Genomic DNA, 23972 nt, shown 5'->3' with positions numbered 1-23972 from the left:
ACAAGCAGGTCAGGGACTGGGAGTCGGTCCTCAAACCGCTGCGGCAGGAGTTCGAGAAGGCGAGCAAGGCGGATTCGGCGACCCCGAGGTGGGCTGCCTGGCTGGATGCGCGTCTGGCTGCGGGCGAGTTGTCAGCGGACCGCGCGGAGCAGGTTCGCGTGGCGGAATCGGTCGCGGGCCGGCTGCGGGCCGAGTACGACGAGGCGCGCAAGCTGGAGCGTACGGCGGCGACGTGGAACCTGTGGCTGGACGACCGGGTCACGCAGGTCGCGGTGGCGTGGGTACTGGGCACGGTGTTCGTGCGGTTCTGCGAGGACAACGGGCTGATTCCGGAGCCGTACCTGACGGGTCCGGATGCGGAGCGCCGTGACCTTGCGGAGGCACGGTACGCGCAGTACGTGGAGGATGAGCAGGACCCGACGTACCGGGGCTGGCTGGAGGGGGCGTTTGAGGAGCTGGGGGCTGGTCAGGCCGGGAAGCTGCTGTTTAGCAAGCAGCGCAATCCGCTGTATCAGATTCCGTTGTCGCATGACGGTGCACGGGGGCTGGTGGAGTTCTGGCGTGAGCGGGGTGAGGGTGATGACGGGAAGTTGGTGCACGACTTCTCCGATCCGCTGAACGGGGACGGTACGGAGGGGTGGGACACCCGGTTCCTGGGCGACCTGTATCAGTGGCTGTCGGAGTCGGCACGGAAGACGTATGCGCTACTTCAGACACCGGAGTTTGTGGAGGAGTTCATCCTCGACCGGACGATGGATCCGGTGGTACGGGAGCTGGGCCAGAAGTTCGGCGAGCTGAAGATGATCGACCCCACGTGTGGGTCGGGGCACTTCGTACTGGGCTCGTTTCGGCGGATGGTGCGGTTGTTCGCGGATCGAGAGCCGGGGCGGGACGTGCATGAGCGCGTGCGGGATGCGCTGAACGCGGTGCACGGGGTGGATATCAACCCGTTCGCAGTAGCTATCGCTCGATTCCGGCTACTGGTGGCGGGGATGGCGGCTGCGGGTGTGCGGACGCTGGCGCAGGCGGGCAAGTACGACTGGCCGATTCACCTGGCGGTGGGTGACTCACTCATCAAGGCGCGGCAACTCGAGCTGACACTACTCGAGGAGGAGTCAGGAGATCCTCTGGCGGAGTTCTCGTATGCGACGGAGGACTTGCATGAATATCCGAAGATCCTGGAACAAGGACGTTATGACGTTGTGGTGGGGAACCCGCCTTACATCACAGTCAAGGACAAGAAACTGAACGCCTTGTACCGCGAGTTGTATGCCTCCTGCGGTGGGTCATACGCACTGTCAGTTCCGTTTGCGGAACGCTTCTTCCAGTTGGCGAAACTCGGAGATCTCAACGGTCGAGGGTACGGCATGGTCGGCCAAATCACCGCAAACTCTTTCATGAAGCGAGAGTTCGGAACGAAGCTGATCGAAGAATACTTCGCACACAAAGTGGAACTGACGGAGGTCATTGACACCTCGGGTGCATACATTCCAGGGCATGGCACACCCACAGTAATTTTGGTGGGTCGGCGACGATCCGGAAGTGACCGCGCCGCGTCAATTCGAACCGTACGGAGCGTTCGAGCGGAACCGTCTACGCCGAAGAATGGCGCAGAGGGCCGAGTATGGCGTGCAATTGTCGAGCAGGTAGACCAATCAGGCTCATCAAGCGAGTGGGTTTCTGTCGACGATCTAGAGCGCCAGCAATACTTCAACAAACAGCCCTGGGTGTTGACCGACGGCGGACTCGAAATGGTCCGTCAAATCGAATCGACCAGTATCGCACCTTTGCGCAGCATCCTTCCCAAGGACATCGGCTTCGCGAGCTTCCCTGGACAGGATGATGCATTCGTCAGTACGCCATCAGCGCTCAGGCGGCAGCGAATCCCTGAGTCAATTGCCAAACCCCTCATCGTCGGCGAGGTCGTGCGCGACTGGGTTACACATTGCTATGAGAGTGCCATTGCGCCTTATGACGACGCCTTGCAGCCACTCCCGTACGACGAATCAACACCTTGGGCGAGGGTTCTCTGGCCCACCCGGCGCTACCTGCGGTCCACAACAAACTTCGACGGCCGTTCACAGGAAGAACTAGGGAAGCCCTGGTGGACATGGTATCGATGGGTCATTGAGCGGTACAAGACACCGCTTTCAATCACGCTCGCCTTTGTTGCCACGCACAACCATTTCGCGCTCGATCGAGGCGGCAATGTATTCAAGCAGACAGCCCCGGTAATCAAGCTCCGCGAAGATGCTTCGGAAGAAGATCATGCACGCCTGACCGGCCTCTTGAATAGCTCCACCGCGTGCTTCTGGCTTAAGCAAGTGAGTCACAACAAGGGACGCCCCGGAGCGGAGCAGACTGGCGCCGACGAGCCATGGGAACATAGGTTCGAGTTCGCTAGTACCAAAGTCGAAGAGTTCCCGCTCCCTGCTTCATATCCCACCGGAATCGCGCACGAGATCGATTCACTTGCTCAACAGCTAGCTGCCGCTAGCCCAGCCGTCCAGGCGGCGCAGGATGGTCGGACCCCAAGCACAGATTCCCTTCGTGCGGCTAAGACTGAGTGGACGCATATCCGCAGCAGGTTGATCGCCCTCCAAGAAGAGCTTGACTGGGAAATTTACGCCGCCTATAACCTCCTTAATAGCGAGATCACCGCAGATCTTGAAGACGTCCCGGAGCTGAACCCTGCTGAACGAGCATTTGCGATCGTTCTGGCTCGCAAGGTAGAAAAGGGCGAAGTCAGCACATCATGGTTCAGCCACCACAACCACAGGTTCACGCCCACCACTGAGCTTCCCGAGCACTGGCCCGACTCCTACAAAGCCGTCGTGCAGAAGCGCATCGAGGTCATCGAGACATCCCGCGCCATCGGCATGGTAGAGCGACCCGAGTACAAGCGCCGCTGGGCGACCGCGGGGTGGGACGTACTCCAGGAGCGTGCGCTCAAGTCTTGGCTGCTAGACCGGATAGAGAACCGCGACCTCTGGTTCCAGGATGCGCAGCCGACCCTCCTCACCCGGGACCAGCTCACCTCCGCCCTCTCCCTCGATGAGGACTTTGTATCCGTCGCCGAGCTGTACGCCCCTCGTACGGAGCTGGCGGCTGTCATCGCTGACCTCCTCGCCGAAGAGCACGTACCGTTCCTCGCCGCCCTGCGCTACAAGCCCGCCGCCCTCAAGAAGCGCGTCGACTGGGAGCACGTGTGGGATCTCCAGCGGAAGGAAGACGCCGCCCCGGAAGAGCCTGCCAAGCGGAAGATCCGGGACTCGATTCCCGTGCCGCCGAAGTACACTTCAGCCGACTTCCTCAAGCCGTCCTACTGGCGGGCCCGGGGCAAGCTGGACGTGCCCAAGGAGCGGTTCATTTCCTACGCGACCAGCGCGATCTCCGGTACGCCGACGCTGTTCGGCTGGGCGGGCTGGGATCACCGGGAGCAGGCCCAGGCGCTTGCCACGTACTTCACGAACCACGGTGGGCTCTCCACCGAGGAGATGACACCGCTGCTCGCGGGGCTGCTGGAACTTCAGCCCTGGCTTGACCAGTGGCACAACGATTTCGATCCGCTGTACGGCAGCTCCCCCGCAGCCTTCTTCGCGGGCTACCGGGCCACCCAGCAGGGTGAGCATGGTCTGACCGACGGCGATCTGCGGGCCTGGCGGCCCGCCCCGGCCGCTCGTGGCCGGCGCCCGGGCAAGGGCTGATCGCTAACCAAGTGTGTCCTCCCCGCCTCTGCGCAGGGAGGACACATCAGCGTCTCGAACGGTCAACGGCGCAGTGGCATCGATCCGCAGGGCCGGGCCCTCGTCCAGCTCAAGCACGATGGTGCGCCCGCCGCCCGACGCTGACCGCTCAGTACTCACGCTCCGGACCGTGCGCCACGTGCCCCACACCCGTACGCACTGACCTGGCCGGACCGCCACCGCAGCGATCTCGGTCCCATCGTGTTCAGGCACCAGATCTGGGGCTTTCAGCTCGACCCACACGGTTTTCCCGATCCCACACGCGCGTTCCTCGCAACCCCAGCGATGGGCCAGCGCCTCCACAAGCAGCAGCCCGCGCCCGCCCGTCTCATCGCCTCCGGGCGTCCGCACCTCGGGCTTCCCGTCGCCCGCATCGCTGACTTCCAGCCTCAGTAGGCCGTCTTCCATCAGCCACGCGATCCGCACACCGACCAGCCGGTCACGCGGGACCCGCACCCGCATGGCGTTGGTGACCAGCTCCGAGAGAACCAACTCCCCCGTCTCCACCGCGTCTGGTCCGGCACCCCAGTCACCGAGCACGGAATGCAGCAAGGCGCGTGCTCGGGGGACGCTGCTCCGCCGACGAGACAGCCGGAAGTTCACTTCGCGAGGTTCACCCATGACAGCTCCCACCGATCCAGCGAGCAGTCCGACCTCCCGGATGAGAGCGGGAACTTGCTCGGTCGTCAGTCGTCCCGCGCATCTCTCCACTCACACAGGACTTCGAACACACACAGCATTCAGTTGAGCGCAGTGCGTCACAGGAGCTAAGCTGCACCCCACAGCTGGGCATCGTCAAGTCACTAGAAGTGTCAATTGACATGATGATGGAAAGTCGATCGTTTCTGACACCTTCTAGATCGAAGATCTCCGTCATTGATCCGGTCTCCACGCCAACCGCAAGCACAAGGAGGGGCAATGAGCAATGGCAACAGCACTCTGCTGATGTCTCGTGTGACGTTCGGCCGAGCCCTGCGTCGACTACGCCAGGAGGTCAACCGCTTCACGATCGCCGACGTGGCAGCCGCGCTCGCCTGTGACGTCTCCTTGATCAGCCGCATCGAGAACGGGAAGCGCGTGTGCTCCCAGAAGCACTTCGCCCAGCTCATGGACCTCTACGAAGTCCCCAGGGATCAGCGCGATGAGCTCGCTGAGCTGCATGCAGCTGCTCGGGAACGGCAGCAACCGTGGTGGGCCCGATACAACGAGGTGATCAGCGCGCAGTACGAACGCTTCCTCGGATTCGAGGCGGCGGCCTCGACCGTCTACGAGTACCAAGTCGGCATCGTGCCAGGGCTCCTGCAAACCGAGGCATACGCGCAGGCTGTCACTGGCGTGGGTTTCGCCTCGCTCGGGCCGGATCAAATCGAGGCGCTGGTCGAGGTACGGAGCTTGCGACAGCGGCACCGTCTACACGAGACCAAGTCCCCGCTGCAGTGCCACTACGTCATCGCACAGGCGGCACTCGACTTCCAGGTGGGAGGCACGCGCACACATCAGGAGCAGCTGGAACATCTGCAGGAGATCTCCACACACCCGAACGTTGATCTCCGCGTTGTCCCCTACGAGAAGGGCGAACAAGCGGCTCAGATCGCGGCGTTCCGCATCCTTCAATTCTCGGACGAAGACGTGCCCGACGTGGCCTTCGGTGAGTCGGTCGCTGGTAGCTTGACGATGGACGACCCTCGGGATTTGCGCCGCCTGCACCGGCTTTTCCGGGGTCTCACCGATGCGGCCCTCTCTCCGGAGGAGAGCCGCGACGTCATCGCTCACACCAGGAACAAGGGAAGCTGACTGATGGAGAAGATAGGCCTCTACTCGATCGACCCCACCACGCTCTCCTGGCAGAAGAGCAGCTTCACCGCCAACAATGGCGAATGCTTCGAACTGGCGGCCCTCCCCGACGGAGGAGTGGCCGTCCGCGACTCGAAGAACCCCTCCAGTCCGCACCTCTGCTTCACCTCCGGTGAGTGGAATGCCTTCAAGGCCGGAATGGCCACCGGAGACTTCGACAACCTGTAGGCGGTGACTGCGTGGGTTGCCTCAGCCGCACCTAGCAGCCCACCGTGCGCGCTGGTTCTCTCCTATATGCAACCCGTTACGATCGGGGACGGGCCGCAGCCGTCCGCACGACGACTGACGACAACACACCGGGGCCGCACAGAAACAATCCGTGACCGCCGTCCCGGGTCAGGGGGGAACACCCTGCTGTCCAGGCCCACGCGCTGAACAGGACGCAGGAACCAGGAGAAGCGAGACACAGATGGCCCCGAACGCCACCGGCACGGCCCCACTGCTCCGCGACGTCATCGACATCAAGACGTCGATCTCCACCTCCGACTTCGTGCTGAAGCTCGCCGAGGCCGTCACCGACGAGGGGGCGGCCCGCGCGCTGCGGGACTACGTCGTCACCGAGCGGCTCCTGGAGAACTTCGACGAGGCCCTCGGCCTGATCAAGGCGTCCCTGGACGGGAACACCTCGAAGGCCGCCTATCTCCACGGCTCCTTCGGTTCCGGTAAGTCGCACTTCATGGCCGTCCTGCACGCACTCCTCCGGGGCGAACCGGCGGTCCGCAGCCGCGGAGACTTCGACCCGGTCCTCACCAAGCACGAGTGGCTGGGCACCGAGGGCAAGAACTTCCTCCTCGTCCCGTACCACATGCTCAGCGCGAAGTCCCTGGAGCAGCGGGTCCTCGGCGGCTACGTCAGCCACGTCAAGGCCCTGCCCCAGCACAAGGACGCCCCCACCCCGCAGGTCTACCGGACCGACTCCCTCTTCGAGGACATCCGCTCCCATCGCCAGCGCGTGGGCGACCAGACCTTCATCGACGGGCTCGCCGACGCCCCCACCCCCGGCGCCGCAGGCGGCGACCAGGACGATGACGACGACGAGTGGGGCGAGCCGTTCGCCTGGACGCCGGAACTCCTCAACACCGCGCTGGCCGCCGAGGAGCTGGACGGCGGCGAGGCGAACCTGAACCTCATCAACCCCAGCACCCCGGCCGAGCTACGCGCGAAGCTCGTCCACGACGCGAGCGTCACCTGGTTCCCCGGATTCGCCCGCAACGCCGCCGAGGACGAGCACGGGTTCATCTCCCTCGACGCCGGCCTCGCCGTGATCGCCGAGCACGCGAAGTCGCTCGGCTACGACGGACTGATCCTCTTCATGGACGAGCTGATCCTCTGGCTCGCCAACCGGATCCACGACCACAAGTTCGTCTCCCGCGAAACGGACAAGATCACCAACTTTGTTGAGGGCGCCGACTCGCGCCGCGCCATCCCGATCGTCTCCTTCATCGCCCGCCAGCGCGACCTGCGCGAACTCGTCGGCGAGGAAACATCCGGCGCGGCCGAGACCGCGATCCAGGACAGCCTCAACCTGGCCTCCGGCCGCTTCGACAAGATCACCCTCGAAGACCGCAACCTCCCCCAGATCGCGCACGCCCGCCTCCTCAGGCCCAAGGACACGGAGGCCGCCGCCAAGTTCGACGCCGCCTTCACGAAGATCAAGCGGGTCGGGCCGCAGATCTGGGACGTGCTGCTCGGCTCGGACGAGGCGACGACCGGGGCGGATGAGGAGTCGTTCCGGCTGACGTACCCCTTCTCCCCCGCCTTCATGGACACCCTCGTCCACATCTCCTCCGCCCTCCAGCGCTCCCGCACCGGTCTGAAGCTGATGGGCCAGCTGCTCGCCGATCACCGGAACGAAGCGACGCTGGAGAACCTGATCCCGCTCGGCGATCTGTACCCGGTCATCGCCGACGGCGGCGACAAGCCGTTCGTGGACAGCCTGAAGGTGGAGTTCAAGGTCGCGGACAAGCTGTACCGGACCAAGCTGCGGCCCCACCTGCTGGCGACGTACGAGATCACCGAAGAAGACGTCGAACGCTATCAGCACCGCCGCCAGACCATTACTGGCCAGCGGCTTCTCGGGCAGTGCCGGGGCTTCGTGGGCGACAACCGGTTGATCTGCACCCTTCTGCTGTCGGCGCTCGCCCCCGGCGTGCCCGCGCTCCGGGATCTCACGATCCGGCGGCTCGGCGCGCTCAATCACGGTTCGGTCCTCACCCCCATCCCCGGTGCCGAGGTCGGAGTGATCAAGGCGAAGGTGGACGAGTGGGCCACCCGCTTCGCCGAGATCAAGCCCACCGGCACCGGGGTCAACCCGGGCGTACGGCTTGAGCTGGCCGGGGTGGACGTGGACTCCGTCATCGCCAATGCCAACGTGAACAACAACCACTCCAATCGCCGGGCCCTCGCCAAGCGGCTCCTCGCCGAGGAGCTCGATCTGGACGTCCATGAGCGGCTGGGTGCGGACGAGCTGACGCTCATCTGGCGCGGGTCGAACCGGACGGCGGAGGTCGTCGTCGGCAATATCGCCGACCCGGACGCCATGCCCGGCCATGACTTCCCGCCCAGCCAGCACGGTCTGTGGCGGCTGGTGATCGACCTGCCCTACCACGAGGGGGAGTACGGGCCCGTCGAGGCCACCAACCGTATGCGCGGGCTCCGCGAACAGCCCAGCTCCGGCCCCCGTACCGTCGGCTGGATCCCGACCCATCTGTCGGAAGCCCGCTTCCGGGACTTCCAACGGCTGGTGGTCATCGACTCCGCACTGGCCGACCAGAGGCGCTTCGACACCCATTACGCCCAGCACCTCAACGCCGACAACCGGGCGCGGGCCAGGGTGCTCCTCGAAAACCAGCGAGAGGCCCTCATCAAGGTGGTGAAGGCGGCGTTCAAGCAGGCTTACGGCTGTGCGGACAAGAAGGCGGCCGACGTCGACGTGTCGTTCGACGAACACTTCCAGTCGCTGCGTGACGTCCCCGAGCTGCGGGTCTCCATCGGGCAGACGCTGTCCGGCGGGGCCCGGCACATCGTGAAGCAGCTGCTGACGCACCAGTTCCCCGCGCACCCGGACTTCGACCCCGACGGCACCAACACCGCGGTCAAGCCGAGCGATGCCCGTACCGTGTTCACGTTCATCCGGGCGGCGGCGGAATCCGCCGACCGTCAGGTCGAGATCCCCTCGAAGGACCGGGCGGTGATGCGGCGCGTCGCGGCGCCGCTCGGGCTCGGCCAGCAGAAGGAGGCGTACTTCCGGCCCTCCAACCGCTGGGTGGACCACTTCAACCTGCAGGCCCGTAACGACACCGGGCCGGGCGACCTGAGCGTCGTCCAGCTCACCGAGTGGATCGACCGGCCGGAGCCCATGGGCCTCGACCCCTTCCTCGCCAACCTGGTCATCGCCTCCTACGCGGAGATGGACGACCGGGTCTGGGTGCGCGCCGGCTCCCTACTCGACCCCGCCCCCGAACTCTCGGCCATCAAGTCCCAGGACGCGCTGCGCTCCCAGCCGCTGCCGGAGGAATCCGTCTGGGAAGAGGCCGGACGCCGGTTCTGGGACATCTTCGGGGAGCAGCCCCCCAAGCTGCGCCGGGGACGGTTGGTCAGCCACTTCGCCCGGCAGATCACGAACAAGGCCCGCGACTACAAGCAGCATGTGGACACGCTCGTCGAGGAGCTGGAGAAGCACGCGGCGCTGCTCGGCCTGGACGGGGCCGACGAACCCGCGACGGGCAGGCTCACCCTCGCCCGCCGCTCGCGTGACCTGCTGGGCGAGCTGTCCGGCCTCTCGCAGGGCCCGGCGGGAGGCTCGGCGGCGGCCAAGCAGGTCATCACCGCCTTCGCCGGTTTCGACCTGGGCGAGGCGTCCGCCGGCCGCTACGGGGCCTCGATCAAGCAGGCGAAAGCCGTCGCCGACGCGCTGGTCGTCGCGGCCTGGGACATGCTGAGGCTCGCGCCCAACTACGGGCCGCAGGGCGAGGCGGTGCTGGAGGCGCTGCGCGGCGCCGCGCGTGCCGATCAGCGCACCATGCGGCTCGAGGACGCCCTGCGGGACGCGCGGAAGTCCATCGTCACCGTCATCGAGCGCAGCCAGGCCGCAGCCAGGCCGCAGCCGCCCACGGCCACGCCCGTCGGCCCATCCACCGCCCCCGCGTCTCAGGCCGCCCCGCTCACCACGCCCAATCAGGTGAGCCTGAACAACGACACCGATCAGCCGCCCGTGTCCACCAAGCACCCGCTGCCCGGCCCTCGCCCCGCGCGCCGCTCGGGCGGCGGCCGGACGACGGTGTCCCAGGCGGTGGCCCAGCTCCGGGCGGAGCTGGACGAACTGACGGCCGCCGAGCCCGATGCGACGATCGAGATCAGCTGGCGGGTCGTGGAATGAGCGGAATGAGGCGAGTGCGGTGACCACGACGACCAGCGCGAGCGCGGAGACCACCACCAGTGCGGTGCGGCTCAACTCCGCCACCATCACCCAGTACCTGGCGTCGCAACGCGGCCTGCCCCTCGGCAAGCGCCGGGCCGTGCTGCTGCGCGCCGCGCCGTGCTGGGACGGCCCGGCCGAACTGCCGTGGGGCGAGCGGCGGCAGACTGCCGTAGCCACCGCGCCCTCACCGCTCGCCGCGTACGAGCTGGTGCTGGCGCATCAGGCACCCGCCGCGCCGGGGCCCGACGTGCTCGTGGTGCTCATCGACCGGGAGGAGGCCGAGCTCGGCCCCGACCTGCTGGCCAAGGTGCACCGGCACCGCGTCAACGCGGTGGACACGTGGGACGTCGTCCGGGAAACCTTCGGCGCCGCCAACACCGACAACCGCCTCGTGCACGAGAACTGGGCCGCCGAAGCGCTGCTGGACGCCACCCCGCCGGGCGGCTGGCCCCGGCTGCCGGGCGGAGTACTGTCCCGGGACAAGGCGCTCAGCGAACTCACGCTCCGCAGGCTCGGCATCGGCCGGTACGACCCGGACCGTGACCAGCACCCGCTTTCGGCGAACGGCCACGAACTCGACATCAACACACTGCTGAGGTGGACGCTGGCGTCCGGCGGCCCGGACCGCTTTCTGGCACTGCGCGCGCCCGAGCGTGCCGGGATCCGGCAGTTCCTCGGCGAATCGGAGCAGGCCGGGCAGGCCGGGCGGGCGCTGCTCGCGCTGGTCGAGGCCGAGCACGGGCCGGACGCCGTCGCCTTCGGCCTCGTCTGCGCAGCGCTGTGGGGGCATGCCGACACGGCGGCGGACGCGGAGAACTACCGGGCCCGGGGGCGGGCCGAGCGGTGGTTCGGGGAAGAGCCGCCCGCTCATGGGGAGGCCCTGGACGCGCTCGCGGCGGCCTTCGGCCGGTCCTGCGAGGAGTTCGTCTCCGGGCTGCTGCTGACCGGACGGTCGGAGCACGAAGAGTCGTCGGCGACCGCGCGCCGGCTGTCGGGTTCCGCGCTCGACCGTGCGGCCTCCCTGGCACGGCAGTTCGGCGCGGAACAGGCCACCCGTACGAGCCCCCTGCTGGCAGCGGGCCTCGAGGCCGGTTTCACCACCGTCGGGGAGGCGCTCCTGGACGGCGGCCAGGCGCGCATCGCGCAGGCGGTGAAGGCGCTCGACGACCACCGGCTCGCGCCCGAGGCCGATGCCCGCCCCCGCGCCGGACGGACGCGTATGGCGCAGCGGCTCGTCCAGTGGCTCGCGACGGAACCGGCGTCGGTGGAGAGCGAGAGCGTGCGGGCCGGTATCGGACTGCACGTCGCCGAAACCGGCTGGGTGGACCTCGCGCTGGAGCACATCGAGTCCGGCGGGGACCCGGACCCGACGCTGAAGTCCGCCTACGACGCCCTGTGCACCTCCGTACGTGCCCGCCGCCGGGATATCGACCGGCACTTCGCCCGGTCTCTCGCCGCCTGGACGGCGGGTGGCAGGCCCTCGGAGAACATGCTGACGGTGGAGACCTTCCTGCCCACCGTCGTCGCCCCTGTCGTCAAGGCGGGGAAGCGCCGGGTGCTGCTTTTGGTCCTCGACGGAATGAGCGCCGCCATCGCCACCCAGCTGGCCGAGGAACTGCGCGACCACTGGGTGGAGTACGACCCGCTGCCCAAGGCGAAGGACACCCCGCGGCGCCGGGCGATGGCCGCCGCGCTGCCCACCGTCACGGCCGTATCCCGTACCTCGCTGTTCGCCGCCCGGCTCATGAGGGGCACACAGGCCGACGAGCGGAGGCTCTTCCCCCAGCACCGCTTCTGGGGAGAGGAGGAGGCCGCGGTCTTCCACAAGGACGACCTGCGCGGCGAGACCAGCGGCGCTCCCGTCGGGCCCGAGCTGCACGAGGCGCTGGTCGGTGACCGTACGCATGTCGCCGTGGTGCTCAACACCATCGACGACCGGCTCGCCACGGAGCAGAAGCTCGGCGACGGGGCCTGGCGGCTCGGGGAAATAGGGCGACTTCCGGACCTGCTGCGTTTCGCCGCCGCCCAGGGCCGGGCGGTCATCCTCACCAGCGACCACGGCCATGTCATCGACCGGCACGGGGCGCGGATCGACGCCGACCCGGAGCGGGTGGAATCCGCCCGGCACCGGTCCGGAGGGGGCCCGCTCGCCGAGACGGAGATCGCGCTCTCGGGGCCGCGCGTGGTCGCCCCGGAGCCTGACGGGGAGATCACCGCGCTCTGGGACGCCGACTCCCGCTACACCTCCCAGAAGGCCGGCTACCACGGCGGCGCCTCCCTGGCCGAGGTCGCCATTCCCGTGCTGGCCTTCCTCCCCTTCGGCGCGGAACCGCCCAGCGGCTGGCGTGAGCTGGGCAGTCAGCAGCCGCCGTGGTGGTCGCTGGCCCCGGACGCTTCCGAGCGGGCGCCCGTACGGCCTGCCACGGCCGCCGCCCCTTCCGCCCCCGCGAAGAAGCCTTCGAAGCAGGCCGCCGAGCTGGCCAGGAGCCACGACTCGCTCTTCGAGGTGGCGGTGGTTCCCTCGCAGAGCGAGGACGCCCTGCTCTCCGCCGAGCTGGTGTCGCCGGACGACACGCTGGTCAGCGGCTTGCTGGCGTCCGAGGTCTTCGCCGCCCAGGTGCAGCTGCTCGCCCGTAAGCCGGATCTGCCCCGGGTGGAAAAGGCCGTACGCGCCCTGCTGGACGCGGGCGGCACGCTCCCGGTGACGGCCCTGGCCCAGCGCATCGGCCTGCCCGCGTCCAGGGCGGCCGACGGTTTCGCCGCCGTACTGCGGCAGTTGCTCAACCACGACGGGGTGCAGGTGCTGGAGACCCTGCCGGACGGCCGGACGCTGCGCCTGCACACGGGGCTGCTGCGGGACCAGTTCGAGCTGACGTAACGGGTCCCGCGGCAAATGACACCGCTGTCAGGTGAGCTGTCGCAGCAGCCCGACGAACTGGCGCAATTCGTCGCTGCGCCGCTTCGAGAGCGGCTCAGGGTCGAAGTGCGCGATCATGTTGCGAACCTGTCGTACCCGGTCGAGCTGGTGCACGAACTGGACCCGGTCCACTCCCGTCCAGGCGAGAGCCCGCCAGTTCTGATCGGCGACGGGGCAGAGCGCCGGGTTCTGCTGCTGGCCATCGAGAAGCTTCACGTAGCCGTTGAACATCAGATCGGTGATCTGGCCGGTCTTCTTGTTGTTCGGCTGCACCGCGCGGATGTTGTCCGGATCGAGAGCCGTGCCCAGGCACTTGCGGAGCCGGAACTCGATCTCGCCCACGACGAAGAAAGGCCATGCCGTGGCGTCGAAGCGCTCGGTGATGTCCGCACCGGTGACGATGCCGGTGAACTGTCCGCTGTTGTCCCTCACGAGCACGTAGCCGTACTCGCTGATGATCGGCAGCAGGGAGAAGAAGTCCTGGCGCGAGTCGGCGATCGGCGGGTCGTCCACGATGGCGTTCGCCAGTGTGGCCGTCGCGTTGGTCTCGTACATCTTGGCCACCGAACTCCAGGTGACCACGCCGTGCAGGGTCGTCCTGCCGTCGATGACCGGCACCTGGGAGTAGTTCTTGGTGCGCATGAGATAGGTGGCCTGGGTCGCCGACGCGTTGGACGGCACGCAGTCGACCCCGCTGCGCGCGGCCGGGAGATCCCCGATCCTGAAGGAGTGCGGCGGCAGTCCTCCGGGCGTCAGACCATCCCCGTCTCCCTCCTCCTCCTGACCATCCGGATCCTCATCCTGCTCGGCCACGGATTCGAGCGGCACGATGTGCACGTCGGCCCGGCCGTTGCAGTTGGCGAAGTACGGGAACGTCGAGAGCCCGGCGTCCTTCAACCGCTGCGTGATGGACAGCACGGCCTGTTCGTTGCGCACCCGGGTGCCGAACAGCGCGAGAAGCTCGGCGACCGGGATCAGCTTGCCCTGGAGCGCACGAAGCTGCTCCTCGGACGGCGTCTGCGACATCGCCCGACTCACCAGCCCGCCGTGTCACGGAAGACGGTGCGCTTGCCCATGGCGGATTTCACCAGCTCCAGGAGCTGCCGGGCGCGGCTGTCGTAGAAGCGCGCGAAGTCCGCCTCGTGCAGGGTCAACGGATCGATGAGATGCGTGGCGAGAACGTCATCGAACCACTCGGGGCGCATCCCGGATTCCAGCATGACCGACTTGAGATACACGGCGGGAGACCCGGTGAGGCTCCGGCTGGCCCGGAAGGACAGCGGCGTCTTGTTGACGATCGAGTTCGCCTTGGCGGCTTCGCCCGGAGCGTTCTTGGCGATCCACCCCTTGGGGAAGATCTGACGTACCTCCACGTTGTGCTCGATCAGCCGGCCCGCCGTGAGCGGGGCCTCGGTGAAGTACCAGTCCACCGCGCCCTGCTTGACCAGCAGCGCGTAGATGCCCTTGTAGGCGGCGCTGTTGCGGGTGGTCAGGCCGTCCAGCCGGTCGTCCAGGAAGGCGGCTTCGGCGACCGTGTCGGGAATGGCCGCGTCCTGGCCACGGATCCAGCCGATGAGCTGCTCCACATCGCGGGTGAACCGGCTCTCGGTCGATCCGCCGTACATCTCGCCGAGCACACCGCACCAGTACCACTGGGCGATCCGCTCGTCCGCCCCGGGAGTGTCCGTCGCGTCGCCGAGGACAGCGCGCACAGCCGCCAGCGGCACGAGCTGGGTGCGATAGGGGAGGTCTCCGGTGCGGACGATGCACTGCTGCTCCAGGAACGCCCCCACCCACTTGAACGCCTCCGCGACCCGCGGCGCCAACCGCCGGAAGTCGCCCAGCGGCAGTCGCAGCAGGTCGCGGCGCTTGCAGGACACCGAGCTGCGCTGGCCGCCCTGCTTCTCCTCCCAGGTGCGGACAAGGGCGACGGCCTGCAGGAAGTCACTGCTGCTCAGGCCGTCCTCGACACCGGCCTCCATGCGGCCGAACACCGGGTAGGAAGAGGTCAGGTCCTTCTTGATCTGCTCCCACTCGACCGGGAGCCGGTAGTAGTCGCCGCGCTCCGCGACATGCTCCTGGTTGCCCGCGTAAGTGGCGGTGAGCAGTTCGAAGACGTTGAGTGACACCCCACCGGTGTTCACCCGCTCGAACACAGCGCACACGGCGTCCATGGTGGTGGAGGCCGGAAGCTTGATCATCGGAACCTGGAACTGCTGCACATGATTGAGAACATGCTGCTGAAACTCGCTCCAGACACCCCAGTTCGCCGGATCGGCCTTCACGAACTCCTGGAGCCACTGGTTCACCCGATGCGGGTCGAACACGATGTGGAGGGGAAAGAATCCGGCGGCGCACTCCTGCTCGACCGTGCTCAGGTCGAGAACGACCCGGCGTGCGAAATCGGCTTTGAGGATCCGGTCCTCGGGAACGGAGAACACCGCGTCATCACGGTCGGCGGGTGCCCCGATCGCTTTGGCGATGTCGATGTAGTACCAGCGCTCCAGTGGCTTGCCCCGCGTGTCGACCGTTTCGACCGGACGGTCCCGGTGAAGGGCCTGATACAGGGAAGTCATGCGCTGCTGCCCGTCAAGGAGCAGTAACTCGGGCGTCGTGCCCTCGGCGGACTCCGCGCCATTGAGCGTGCGGGGTTTGAACTGAGATACGCCGCCGGTCTGCAGCGCCATCACGACGCCGAGCGGATAGTCGAGTGTCACTGTCGCGATGAGAGCCCTGATGCGTTCGTCATCCCATTTCCAATCACGCTGGAAATCAGGAAGCTGAAGGGCTCCGGATGCGACGTCCTTGAGTACAGCGCCTAGATTCAGGCCGTCGAGCGCCACGCTGGATCTTCCCCCCGATTGAGCTGAACGGTGTGAACACACGATTGCATCAAGTGACCAACCATGCGTCAAGTGCTACGACGGGGACGCCGGAAGCGCCTGCCGCAGTGCGAGACTGATGGGGTGAGTACAGACAGCCCCGGCCGCGGCGGGCCCGTCAGCGCCGCCCGGCGCCGCGACGTGATCGATGCCCTTCGGCGTGGTGCCGTCCCCGAGAGCGGACTCGATCTCCTCGCGACAGGTCTGGAACGCTTCGAGCAGGCGCTCGCCTCGGAACTCGACGCCGTCGCGTCGGGATCTTCGGTTTTCAAGGCGGTCCGGGGCGAATACGGATCCGGCAAGACCTTCTTCACCCGGTGGCTCGGCGAACGCGCCAAGCGCCGCAACTTCGCCGTCGCCGAGATCCAGGTCTCCGAGAACGAGACGCCGCTGCACAAGCTGGAGACCGTCTACCGCCGCCTCACCGAACGGCTGACCACCCCCGGCTTTCCGCCGAGCGCACTGCGGCCCGTCGTGGACGCGTGGTCCTACGCTCTCGAAGAGGACGCGCTCGCCGCCGGGGCCGCGGAGGAGGAGCTGCCCGACGAGGTCGAACGGCTGATGACGGCCCGGCTCGTCGAGGTCTCCCGGCACGCTCCGTCATTCGCCATCGCCCTGCGCGGGTACCGGGCCGCTCTCGCCGCAGGCGACGAGGCCACCGCGTCGGCCGTGATGGCCTGGCTGGGCGGACAGCCGCATGTCGCCGCCTCGGCCCGTAAAGCGGCCGGAGTACGCGGAGATCTGGACCACTTCGGCGCGCTCGGTTTCCTGCAGGGCCTTCTCACCGTGCTGCGCGACTCCGGGCACGCGGGGCTCTTCGTCGTACTCGACGAGGTGGAGACGCTTCAGCGGGTGCGCTCCGATGCGCGGGACAAGGCGTTGAACGCGCTGCGCCAGCTCATCGACGAGGTGCACTCCGGGCGCTTCCCGGGGCTCTACTTGATGGTCACGGGAACTCCCGCGTTCTTCGAGGGCCAGCAGGGCGTCCAGCGTCTGGCCCCCCTGGCCCAGCGCCTGGCCACCGACTTCACGACCGATCCCCGCTTCGACAATCCGCGCGCCGTGCAGCTGCGGCTCTCCGGCTTCACCCTCGACTCGCTCGTCGGCCTGGGGCTCACCATCCGTGACCTGTACGCGAGCGGCTCCTCGAACCCGGACCGCGTCAAGGCCGTCGCGGACGACGCGTACATCATCGATCTGGCCAAGGCCGTGGGTGGGGCGCTGGGCGGCAGGGTGGGGGTCGCGCCCCGGCTGTTCCTGAAGAAATTGGTCGGCGATGTCCTCGACCGTGTCGATCAGTTCGAGGACTTCGACCCGCGCGAGCATTACGCGCTCACGGTGAACACGGCGGAGCTGAGCGAGGTCGAACGCAACACGGCGGCGACCACGAGCGCCGACGACATCGCCTTGGACCTGCCGTGACGGAGATGCCGGGGGACGTCGATCCGCTGGACCGACTGCACCGGGGCCTGGTCCACCACATCGTGAACTCCCTGGGCTGGTCTGGTCTGCGGCCGCTCCAAGAGGAAGCGATCGCGCCGCTGATGGACGGGTCGGACGCGGTGGTGCTGGCCCCCACCGCCGGTGGCAAGACCGAGGCAGCGGCCTTTCCCCTGCTGTCGAGGATGGCGAAGGAAAGCTGGACCGGTACGTCGGTGCTTTACGTCTGTCCCCTCAAGGCGCTGCTGAACAATCTGCTGCCCCGCCTGGAGACGTACGCCTCCTGGCTCGGCCGCACCGCCGCGCTCTGGCACGGCGACGTCCCCCAGACGCGCCGCAAGCGCATCCTGTGCGACCGGCCGGACGTACTGCTGACCACTCCGGAGTCACTGGAAGCGATGTTGGTCAGTGCCAACGTCGACCACCGGGCCTTCTTCTCGGGGCTCCGGACCATCGTCGTCGACGAGGTGCACGCCTTCGCGGGGGACGACCGCGGCTGGCACCTGCTGGCCGTACTGGAGCGGCTGGAGCGGGTGGCCGACCGGCCGGTTCAGCGTGTCGGCCTCTCCGCGACGGTGGGAAACCCCGATGAGCTGCTGACCTGGCTCCAGGGGTCCGGGGCCGGCAAACGTACGGCGCGGGTCGTCGCTCCTCACCTTCGGGAGAAAGCTCCGGCGCTCCCCCCACCCGGGGAGATCGAACTCGACTACGTCGGTTCGCTGGCCAACGCCGCAACGGTGATCGCGGCGCTGCACCGGGGCGAGAAGCGTCTGGTGTTCTGCGAGGCACGCCGGGACGTGGAGAAGCTCGGCGAAGCGCTGCGGGCGAAAGGCGTGACCACCTTCCTGTCTCACGCCTCGCTGTCCGCTGACGAGCGACGCCGGGCGGAGGAAGCCTTCGCGGAAGCCCGTGACTGTGTGATCGTCTCCACCAGCACGCTGGAGCTCGGCATCGACGTCGGTGACCTGGACCGGGTCATCCAGATCGACGCGCCCGGCACGGTCGCCTCGTTCCTCCAGCGTCTGGGGCGCACCGGACGGCGGCCCGGGTCGAAGCGCAACTGTCTCTTCCTGGCGGTGGACGAATCCGGGCTGCTGTCGGCTGCCGCTCTCCTCCTGCTCTGGTCCCGCGGCTGGGTGGAACCGGTCGTCGCTCCGCCGGAACCCCGGCACATCACCGCCCAGCAGCTCCTCGCCCTGTGTCTTCAGGAACACCGGGTCGGCGACCGGTTGTGGCGGGAATGGTGGGGCGGGCTCGGCCCGTTCGGTGCCTCGGCGGAGCCCATCGTGCGCCACCTGATCGACGAGGGGTATCTGAATCTGGACGGCGGGCTGATGTTCATCGGCCCCGAGGCCGAACAGCGCTTCGGCTTCCGGCACTTCATGGACCTCACGGCGGTGTTCACCGCCGCGCCGGAGTTCACCGTGCTGTCCGGCCGTACGGTAATCGGTACGACGGACCCCGCGCTGCTCACCGACGAGGTCGTGGGGCCGCGCCGGCTGCTGCTCGCCGGGCGCAGTTGGCAGGTGACCTACATCGACTGGTCGCGGCGCCGCTGTTTCGTCGAGCCGGTGGACGGGGGCGGAAGGGCCCGCTGGGGCAGCGTCGGCTTCGCCCGCGCCGCCTCGTACGAGCTGATGCGGGCGGCGCGGGACGTGCTACTCGGCGCGACACCACCGGTCACCCTCACCCGGCGCGCCGAGGGCGCGCTCGCCCAGGCCCGCGAGGCGAGCACCAACCTGGTGCACCCCGGCGGCACCGTGATCATGCGGGGCGGGCGGGACACGAACGTCCGCTGGTGGACGTGGGCGGGATACCGCGCCAATGCCACCCTCGCCGCCACGCTCACCTCCGTGGCCGACCCCTTCCAACGCCCCACGGACGCGTACGTCCGGCTGCGCGAGGACATCACCCCACTCGAATGGAAGAAGGCCGCCGCGGAGGGCGCCGAGCACTTGTGCCTGCCCGCGGTGGACCCACGCGCCCTGACCGGCTTGAAGTTCAGCGTCGCCCTTCCACCGCGCCTCGCCGAGGCGACGCTGGCCGCCCGCCTGGCCGATCTCGATGGAGCGGCCGCGGCGCTCCGCGAACCGGTCAGGTTCACGACGTGGAGTGCGTGACGGGACGCCGATTCGCTGTGGAGCCGGCTGATGGCTGGGGACCGTGTGTCAGAGGCGTGCCGTAGCCTCCAAGTCCTGCTCAACAGGTCGGCCGACTCAGAGGGTGACGTATGAACGCTTGGCTCCTCACCTGCAACCGAGACGTGTTCGATCTGGACTCATTCCGCCGGGACGGCCATGAGCTCCAGGCCTGGAGCGTGGCGCGTTACAGAGGGGAGTTAGCAGATGGCGACCGGTTCGTCATGTGGATTACGGGGCCCAAGGGAGGTCTCATCGGCCGCGGTCGATTCACCGGGCCCCCGACACAGCAGGCATCCCATCCGGACGAGTACTGGCAAGAAGACCCAGGGCGACGCTGGTACGCCCCACTCATCATGGATGAATGGCTCGACGAGCCGGTCCCTCGGAATGAGTTCACCGAGGACCCACGGTTCGTGGGTGCCTCGCCATTTCGGACGCTCTTCGCCGGAAATCCCCACCGTCTGAGCGATGACCAGTGGGAAGCCTTCAGCGAAGCGTTCGACCAGCGCCGTACCGCTGGGTCGCGCGAGTGGGGGCTGCGGCCCGGTGACACGATCCGGCGCGAGGACCTCCACGACCTCTACGGAGGCAGCCGGGCCGGAGATATCAGCACATGCCCGGAGTCCGGGAACGTTCTGCTCTTCGCCAGCCCACACACCGATCACGGACAAGGTTGTCGTAACGGATGGGCGGAGGATGGGACCCTCCGTTACATCGGTGAAGACTGGATCGGTGACCAAGACTCCTCAAGCACGAACGACGCGGCGATCCGTGACCATGCGCGCGAGGGCCTGGCGCTGCGTCTCTTCGACCGAGACGGCGATGATATCCGCTACGTCGGAGAGTTCGCTGTGGATCCCGCGGCTCCATACCACTACACAGACCTCTCGGAGCCCGGCGGGGGCTCGATGCGGCGGGTCACCCAATTCCATCTCGTACCCGTGGGCGCTGCTTCGCAGCCGGCTGACGTGCCCGTGGGCTGTGAGTACCGAGTCGCGGACGATACTGTCGAGCCAGCCGCCGCCACCCCCGGTCCAGTGAACGCAGACCTCGCCACGCGGAACCTCAAGGCACATCGGAGACTGCAGAACGATCTGGCGGCGGCTGCCAGGGAGCGGGGTATGACGGTTCTCTCGCCCGGCGCGGCTGATCCGGACTTCGACCTCGCCTGGCGCAAGGGTGACGATGACCTCGCCGTATGCGAGGTCAAGTCTCTGACCAGAACCAATGAGGCGCGACAGATGCGTCTCGGCGTGGGTCAGCTTCTCGATTACCACGATCTGCTCCGAGCTCGAGCCGCGAATGTGCGGGCGGTCCTCTGGGTGGAGCACGAACCCACTGACGCCCGTTGGCTCGGGATATGTCACCGAGTGGGGATCGAACTCGCTTGGCCGGGCCGAGAGGCCGACATCCTCACATAGCGGAGCGGTCATGGGCGCCCATGGCCTCCAAGTTGGCTGAAACCACCGCAAGGTGGTGTGAGGTCGCCCATGCTCGCCACTCTGCACCACCTCCGGCTTTCGGCCGTCGTCGATGAGCGCAGTCGAGGATCCGGGCGTCCCCCCACGAGGTCTGTGCACCAGTGGACGGCCAGTAAGGGGAAGCGACGAGGTCTTGGCTCAGAGTGAAGAAGTCATCATTGCCGGAGCGGATCCTCGGGTAGACGAAGACCTGCCAGTCGCCTCTCGTCGTGTAGCGCATGTTGGGGTCTGGCGTTCCCTTGGATCTCTTCGGCATGTGCGGGTGCGTGACCCCGAAGTCCCCAAAATCCGGCGGCTCGCCATCCCACCGATTGATCACCTGCTGCCACAGCTGCGCGTCCAGCCGTGGCACAGGTGTCGCCTGGCCGCGGGGGAAGCCGGTGAGATTGGCAGGGAACGCGCCCGCAGCGACACACCTCTCTCGCCATCGCCACGGGGAAAGCAACCTCAACGCTTCCAGAACGCGCTCCACGGCGCCGTCCCGACCAGCGATGGACCGTACAGGGCCGGCATCTACCAGAAGGTCGGTCTCCTCGGGCTCGACTTTGAGGTCGCGGAGCAGCCCGCGAATTCGCTCTTTGTCCGGGAAGGGTTCGCCTGAGTCCGCGGCCACCGCGACGCGAAGGCACGCCCCGCTCTGGTGCCCGGCCACGGCGATCGCCGCCTCGGCCATCACACCGTCGGTGTCGGTGCACCGGACGACCGGGCACATGGTCACGCCCCTGAGGCCAAGCGACTCGCTCACTCGGGCCATCGGACCGCCGACGTCACCTTGGAGAACCCGGACCTCTGGTAGGGCGCCACAGTCGACGGTGAGCACCGTGCCATTCGGCACAGCGTCCATGGCGTGGTCGCAGAAGGTCTCCAAGATGTCCCTGAGGTCCGGGTCGGGGACAACCTCCATCACTGGGCGGATGCAAGCTCGGACCTCAGGCGTCGCGTGCTCAAGGGCCATGAATTCCCCCGCTTTACCCTTGAGGATCGGTACGTAGGCCACCGGCCACCCCCCAGGCGCCACCAGCACATCAAGCCAGTCGACAATCCCGCCGCATCTGACCAGCGTGACGTGGCCGAGTGTGGACAGGTAGAGGGCGAAATCAGCCACCGCCCCGTGCCCAAGGGGCGGCGCGGCTGCCTGCGGACACCACTGATTAGATCGTGGCCATGCATATTTTCGGAGGAACGGTAGCTGAGGCTGCGGTGAAGGTCACCGATCCCGAGTTCATCAGAGAGTGCACCCATCGCTACCGCACCATCCACGGACGCTCCCCCGGCGAAGAAGAAGTAGAGAGTTGGGTGAACAGCTGGCCGCCCTTACTGGAGGTCCTGCTCGCAGCGAAGCTGAGCGAGCTGCACCTCTTGCTGGAGTACGAGCTGCCGGGCACCAGCCAGCGCATCGACGCGCTCCTTCTTGGCCACCGTCCCGGGGCAGAGTCCCTGGTCGCTGTGGCCGTCGAACTCAAGCAGTGGAGAGATGCCGCGCCCCACGCCGCGGGGTCGGGGATGCTCCACGTCGGAAAGAGGGAAGTGCTCCACCCGGCACGTCAGGTCGGTGGCTACGTCAACTACCTCAACGAGTGGGTTCCTCCCGAGCTGCACCTTGACGTCGAAGGCCTCGCTTATCTCCATGAGGCACGTCCGGACCTGATCGATGGCTTGCGGGGGCTTCAGGAGTCGGGCCCCAGCGCCGCGTACTCCATACTCGGCCCCGACGACGTGACCGCTGACACTCCGCCGCATCTGCTGGCCGAACGCCTCCACTGCCCGGGCCTGCAGCCAGCGGCCCCGGAACGTGTCACCGAATTCCTGGAGACGCGACACCGCCCGTCTCCGAAACTGCTGGCCAAGGTCGCCGGCGTCATCAGCGGCCACGAAACGTTTCGCCTCATCGGAGAGCAGGACGAGGCGCGTCAGCGCATCGACAGCGCCATCAAAGCCGCACGGCAGGGACACCGTGGGCACGTCGTCGTCGTCACCGGAGGACCTGGGACCGGGAAAACCGCCATTGCGACCCGGATTTTTGGTGACCTCTGTCGGGAACCCGGCGCCAACCCGCGTCTTCTCTCCCCGACGGGGACCCTGTCTCAGCAGCTCGGTCGCGCCGTCGGAGAATCGGCGCGGGGGCTCATCGCCACATTCACCACCCGCCTGCCCCGCGAGCTCAACAAAGATACGAGCGTTGTGCTGCTGGATGAGGCCCACCGTGCCCGCACGGGCCAAGGCTTGCGCACCAAAGAATTCCCCAAGCTGCTGACCGACCTGATAGCTGAGTGTGCCGTCCTTGTCCTCTTCCTCGACGAAGGCCAGATCGTCCGCCCAGGCGAAGGCACCACCGTGGATGAGCTGCGGCGCATGGCCGAGCAGGAGAGCTGCAGCTTTGCCCATGTCGATCTACCCGCCCAGTTCCGATGCAGCGGCTCTCGCCCCTATCTGGACTGGGTGGACGCCCTGCTGTCTCCGGAAGCACGCCCGCCGCGCTGGAGTGGCGACGATTACGACCTGGCCCTCGCGGAGAATCCCGCACAGCTCGAGGGGTGGATCACCGGTCGCATCCGCGACGGCCTGAGCGCGCGCATCACCGCCGGCTACTGCTGGCGCTGGAATTCCCCCGACGTCCCACCGCTGTTGCCGGACGTCTCCATTCCCTGGAAGGACGCTTCCGGGGAGCACCTGTGGGAGCGGCCCTGGAACTCGCGGGCCGACATGATCGCCGCCGGGGACGGGGTCCCGGGACGCGCCTTCTGGTCCACGGACGAGGGCGGACAGCACCAGGTCGGGTGCGTCTACACCGCGCAAGGCATGGAGTACGACTATGGGGCGGTCATTCTGGGAAAGGACCTCGTCTGGACGGCCCAGGGGTGGCGGGCCCAGCCCGACGAGAGCGAAGACCTGGCCCTGAAACACCTCACCCCTCAGCAGTACCTGCGGTACGCGCTGAACACCTACCGGGTCCTCGCCACCCGAGGCACGCGCGGTACGCGCCTGTACTCCACCGACCCCGACACCCAGAAGTTCCTCCGAACCGTGCTCCCAGACCACAGCGACGTCGAAGGCAACTACAGTTGATACCGATTTTCCTGCGGCCCGCCGG

The 23972-nt window shown here is 67.4% G+C and carries 13 protein-coding genes; 9 read left to right on the top strand and 4 right to left on the bottom strand.

Going from position 1 to position 23972, the window contains the following annotated elements; translation table 11 throughout:
• Positions 1-128: 128 nt before the first annotated feature.
• Positions 129-3707, top strand: a complete 3579-nt coding sequence (gene pglX, locus ABZ370_RS22880) for a BREX-2 system adenine-specific DNA-methyltransferase PglX (RefSeq protein WP_358624118.1) — start codon at positions 129-131, stop codon at positions 3705-3707.
• A gap of 3 nt (positions 3708-3710) precedes the next feature.
• Here the strand turns inward: pglX and ABZ370_RS22875 are convergent, their stop codons facing one another.
• Positions 3711-4367, bottom strand: a complete 657-nt coding sequence (locus tag ABZ370_RS22875) for an ATP-binding protein (RefSeq protein WP_358623874.1) — start codon at positions 4365-4367, stop codon at positions 3711-3713.
• Positions 4368-4664: 297 nt separating this feature from the next.
• Between ABZ370_RS22875 and ABZ370_RS22870 the strand changes: the two genes are divergently transcribed.
• The 4 genes from ABZ370_RS22870 to pglZ all read left to right on the top strand — a co-directional run bounded on the left by ABZ370_RS22870 (position 4665) and on the right by pglZ (position 12898).
• Positions 4665-5540: a helix-turn-helix transcriptional regulator gene (locus ABZ370_RS22870; RefSeq protein ID WP_358623871.1), complete on the top strand. Its 876-nt coding sequence runs from the start codon at positions 4665-4667 to the stop codon at positions 5538-5540.
• 3 nt (positions 5541-5543) lie between these two features.
• Positions 5544-5768, top strand: coding sequence for a DUF397 domain-containing protein (locus ABZ370_RS22865; protein ID WP_358623869.1), 225 nt, complete (start codon positions 5544-5546; stop codon positions 5766-5768).
• 241 nt (positions 5769-6009) lie between these two features.
• Positions 6010-9978 (top strand): phage resistance protein, encoded by a 3969-nt coding sequence (locus ABZ370_RS22860; RefSeq protein ID WP_358623866.1) that lies wholly within the window; start codon positions 6010-6012, stop codon positions 9976-9978.
• Positions 9979-9997: 19 nt separating this feature from the next.
• Entirely contained in the window at positions 9998-12898 is a 2901-nt protein-coding gene (gene pglZ, locus ABZ370_RS22855; protein WP_358623863.1) for a BREX-2 system phosphatase PglZ, read from the top strand.
• A 27-nt stretch (positions 12899-12925) separates the two neighbouring features.
• Here the strand turns inward: pglZ and ABZ370_RS22850 are convergent, their stop codons facing one another.
• Together ABZ370_RS22850 and ABZ370_RS22845 are read right to left on the bottom strand one after the other, a co-directional pair.
• Positions 12926-13963 carry a CBS domain-containing protein gene (locus ABZ370_RS22850; protein WP_358623861.1) on the bottom strand — a complete coding sequence of 346 codons (1038 nt, stop codon included), beginning with the start codon at positions 13961-13963 and terminating at the stop codon, positions 12926-12928.
• Positions 13964-13971: 8 nt separating this feature from the next.
• The gene (locus ABZ370_RS22845; RefSeq protein WP_358623858.1) at positions 13972-15852 is read right to left on the bottom strand and encodes a DUF262 domain-containing protein; all 1881 of its coding nucleotides are present in this window, start codon (positions 15850-15852) and stop codon (positions 13972-13974) included.
• 51 nt (positions 15853-15903) lie between these two features.
• Here ABZ370_RS22845 and brxD point away from each other — a divergent pair, with 51 nt between their 5' ends.
• From brxD to ABZ370_RS22830, 3 genes are all read left to right on the top strand, one after another.
• Positions 15904-17241, top strand: a complete 1338-nt coding sequence (gene brxD, locus ABZ370_RS22840) for a BREX system ATP-binding protein BrxD (RefSeq protein ID WP_358623856.1) — start codon at positions 15904-15906, stop codon at positions 17239-17241.
• 5 nt (positions 17242-17246) lie between these two features.
• Complete coding sequence (locus tag ABZ370_RS22835) at positions 17247-19379, top strand: DEAD/DEAH box helicase (RefSeq protein ID WP_358624116.1); 2133 nt, start codon at positions 17247-17249, stop codon at positions 19377-19379.
• A gap of 110 nt (positions 19380-19489) precedes the next feature.
• Entirely contained in the window at positions 19490-20821 is a 1332-nt protein-coding gene (locus ABZ370_RS22830) for a hypothetical protein (RefSeq protein ID WP_358623854.1), read from the top strand.
• Here ABZ370_RS22830 and ABZ370_RS22825 read toward each other — a convergent pair.
• Positions 20814-21986 (bottom strand): beta family protein, encoded by a 1173-nt coding sequence (locus ABZ370_RS22825; protein ID WP_358623852.1) that lies wholly within the window; start codon positions 21984-21986, stop codon positions 20814-20816. The two genes, ABZ370_RS22830 and ABZ370_RS22825, sit on opposite strands and share 8 nt — an antisense overlap.
• 59 nt (positions 21987-22045) lie before the next feature.
• Here ABZ370_RS22825 and ABZ370_RS22820 point away from each other — a divergent pair, with 59 nt between their 5' ends.
• Positions 22046-23947, top strand: a complete 1902-nt coding sequence (locus tag ABZ370_RS22820; protein WP_358623849.1) for a DNA/RNA helicase domain-containing protein — start codon at positions 22046-22048, stop codon at positions 23945-23947.
• Positions 23948-23972: the final 25 nt, after the last annotated feature.

This window comes from Streptomyces sp. NPDC005962 (assembly GCF_040629205.1).
In the GTDB taxonomy this organism is placed as follows: Bacteria; Actinomycetota; Actinomycetes; order Streptomycetales; family Streptomycetaceae; genus Streptomyces.
Note: the sequence above shows the minus strand (reverse complement) of the source record. Positions and strands in the feature narration are given on the sequence as shown.

Coding starts and splice junctions, on each gene's coding strand:
- ABZ370_RS22875 (WP_358623874.1), bottom strand. CDS start 4,367: ATGGGTGAACCTCGCGAAGTGAACTTCCGGCTGTCTCGTCGGCGGAGC.
- ABZ370_RS22870 (WP_358623871.1), top strand. CDS start 4,665: ATGAGCAATGGCAACAGCACTCTGCTGATGTCTCGTGTGACGTTCGGC.
- ABZ370_RS22865 (WP_358623869.1), top strand. CDS start 5,544: ATGGAGAAGATAGGCCTCTACTCGATCGACCCCACCACGCTCTCCTGG.
- ABZ370_RS22860 (WP_358623866.1), top strand. CDS start 6,010: ATGGCCCCGAACGCCACCGGCACGGCCCCACTGCTCCGCGACGTCATC.
- ABZ370_RS22850 (WP_358623861.1), bottom strand. CDS start 13,963: ATGTCGCAGACGCCGTCCGAGGAGCAGCTTCGTGCGCTCCAGGGCAAG.
- ABZ370_RS22835 (WP_358624116.1), top strand. CDS start 17,247: ATGCCGGGGGACGTCGATCCGCTGGACCGACTGCACCGGGGCCTGGTC.
- ABZ370_RS22830 (WP_358623854.1), top strand. CDS start 19,490: ATGAACGCTTGGCTCCTCACCTGCAACCGAGACGTGTTCGATCTGGAC.
- ABZ370_RS22820 (WP_358623849.1), top strand. CDS start 22,046: ATGCATATTTTCGGAGGAACGGTAGCTGAGGCTGCGGTGAAGGTCACC.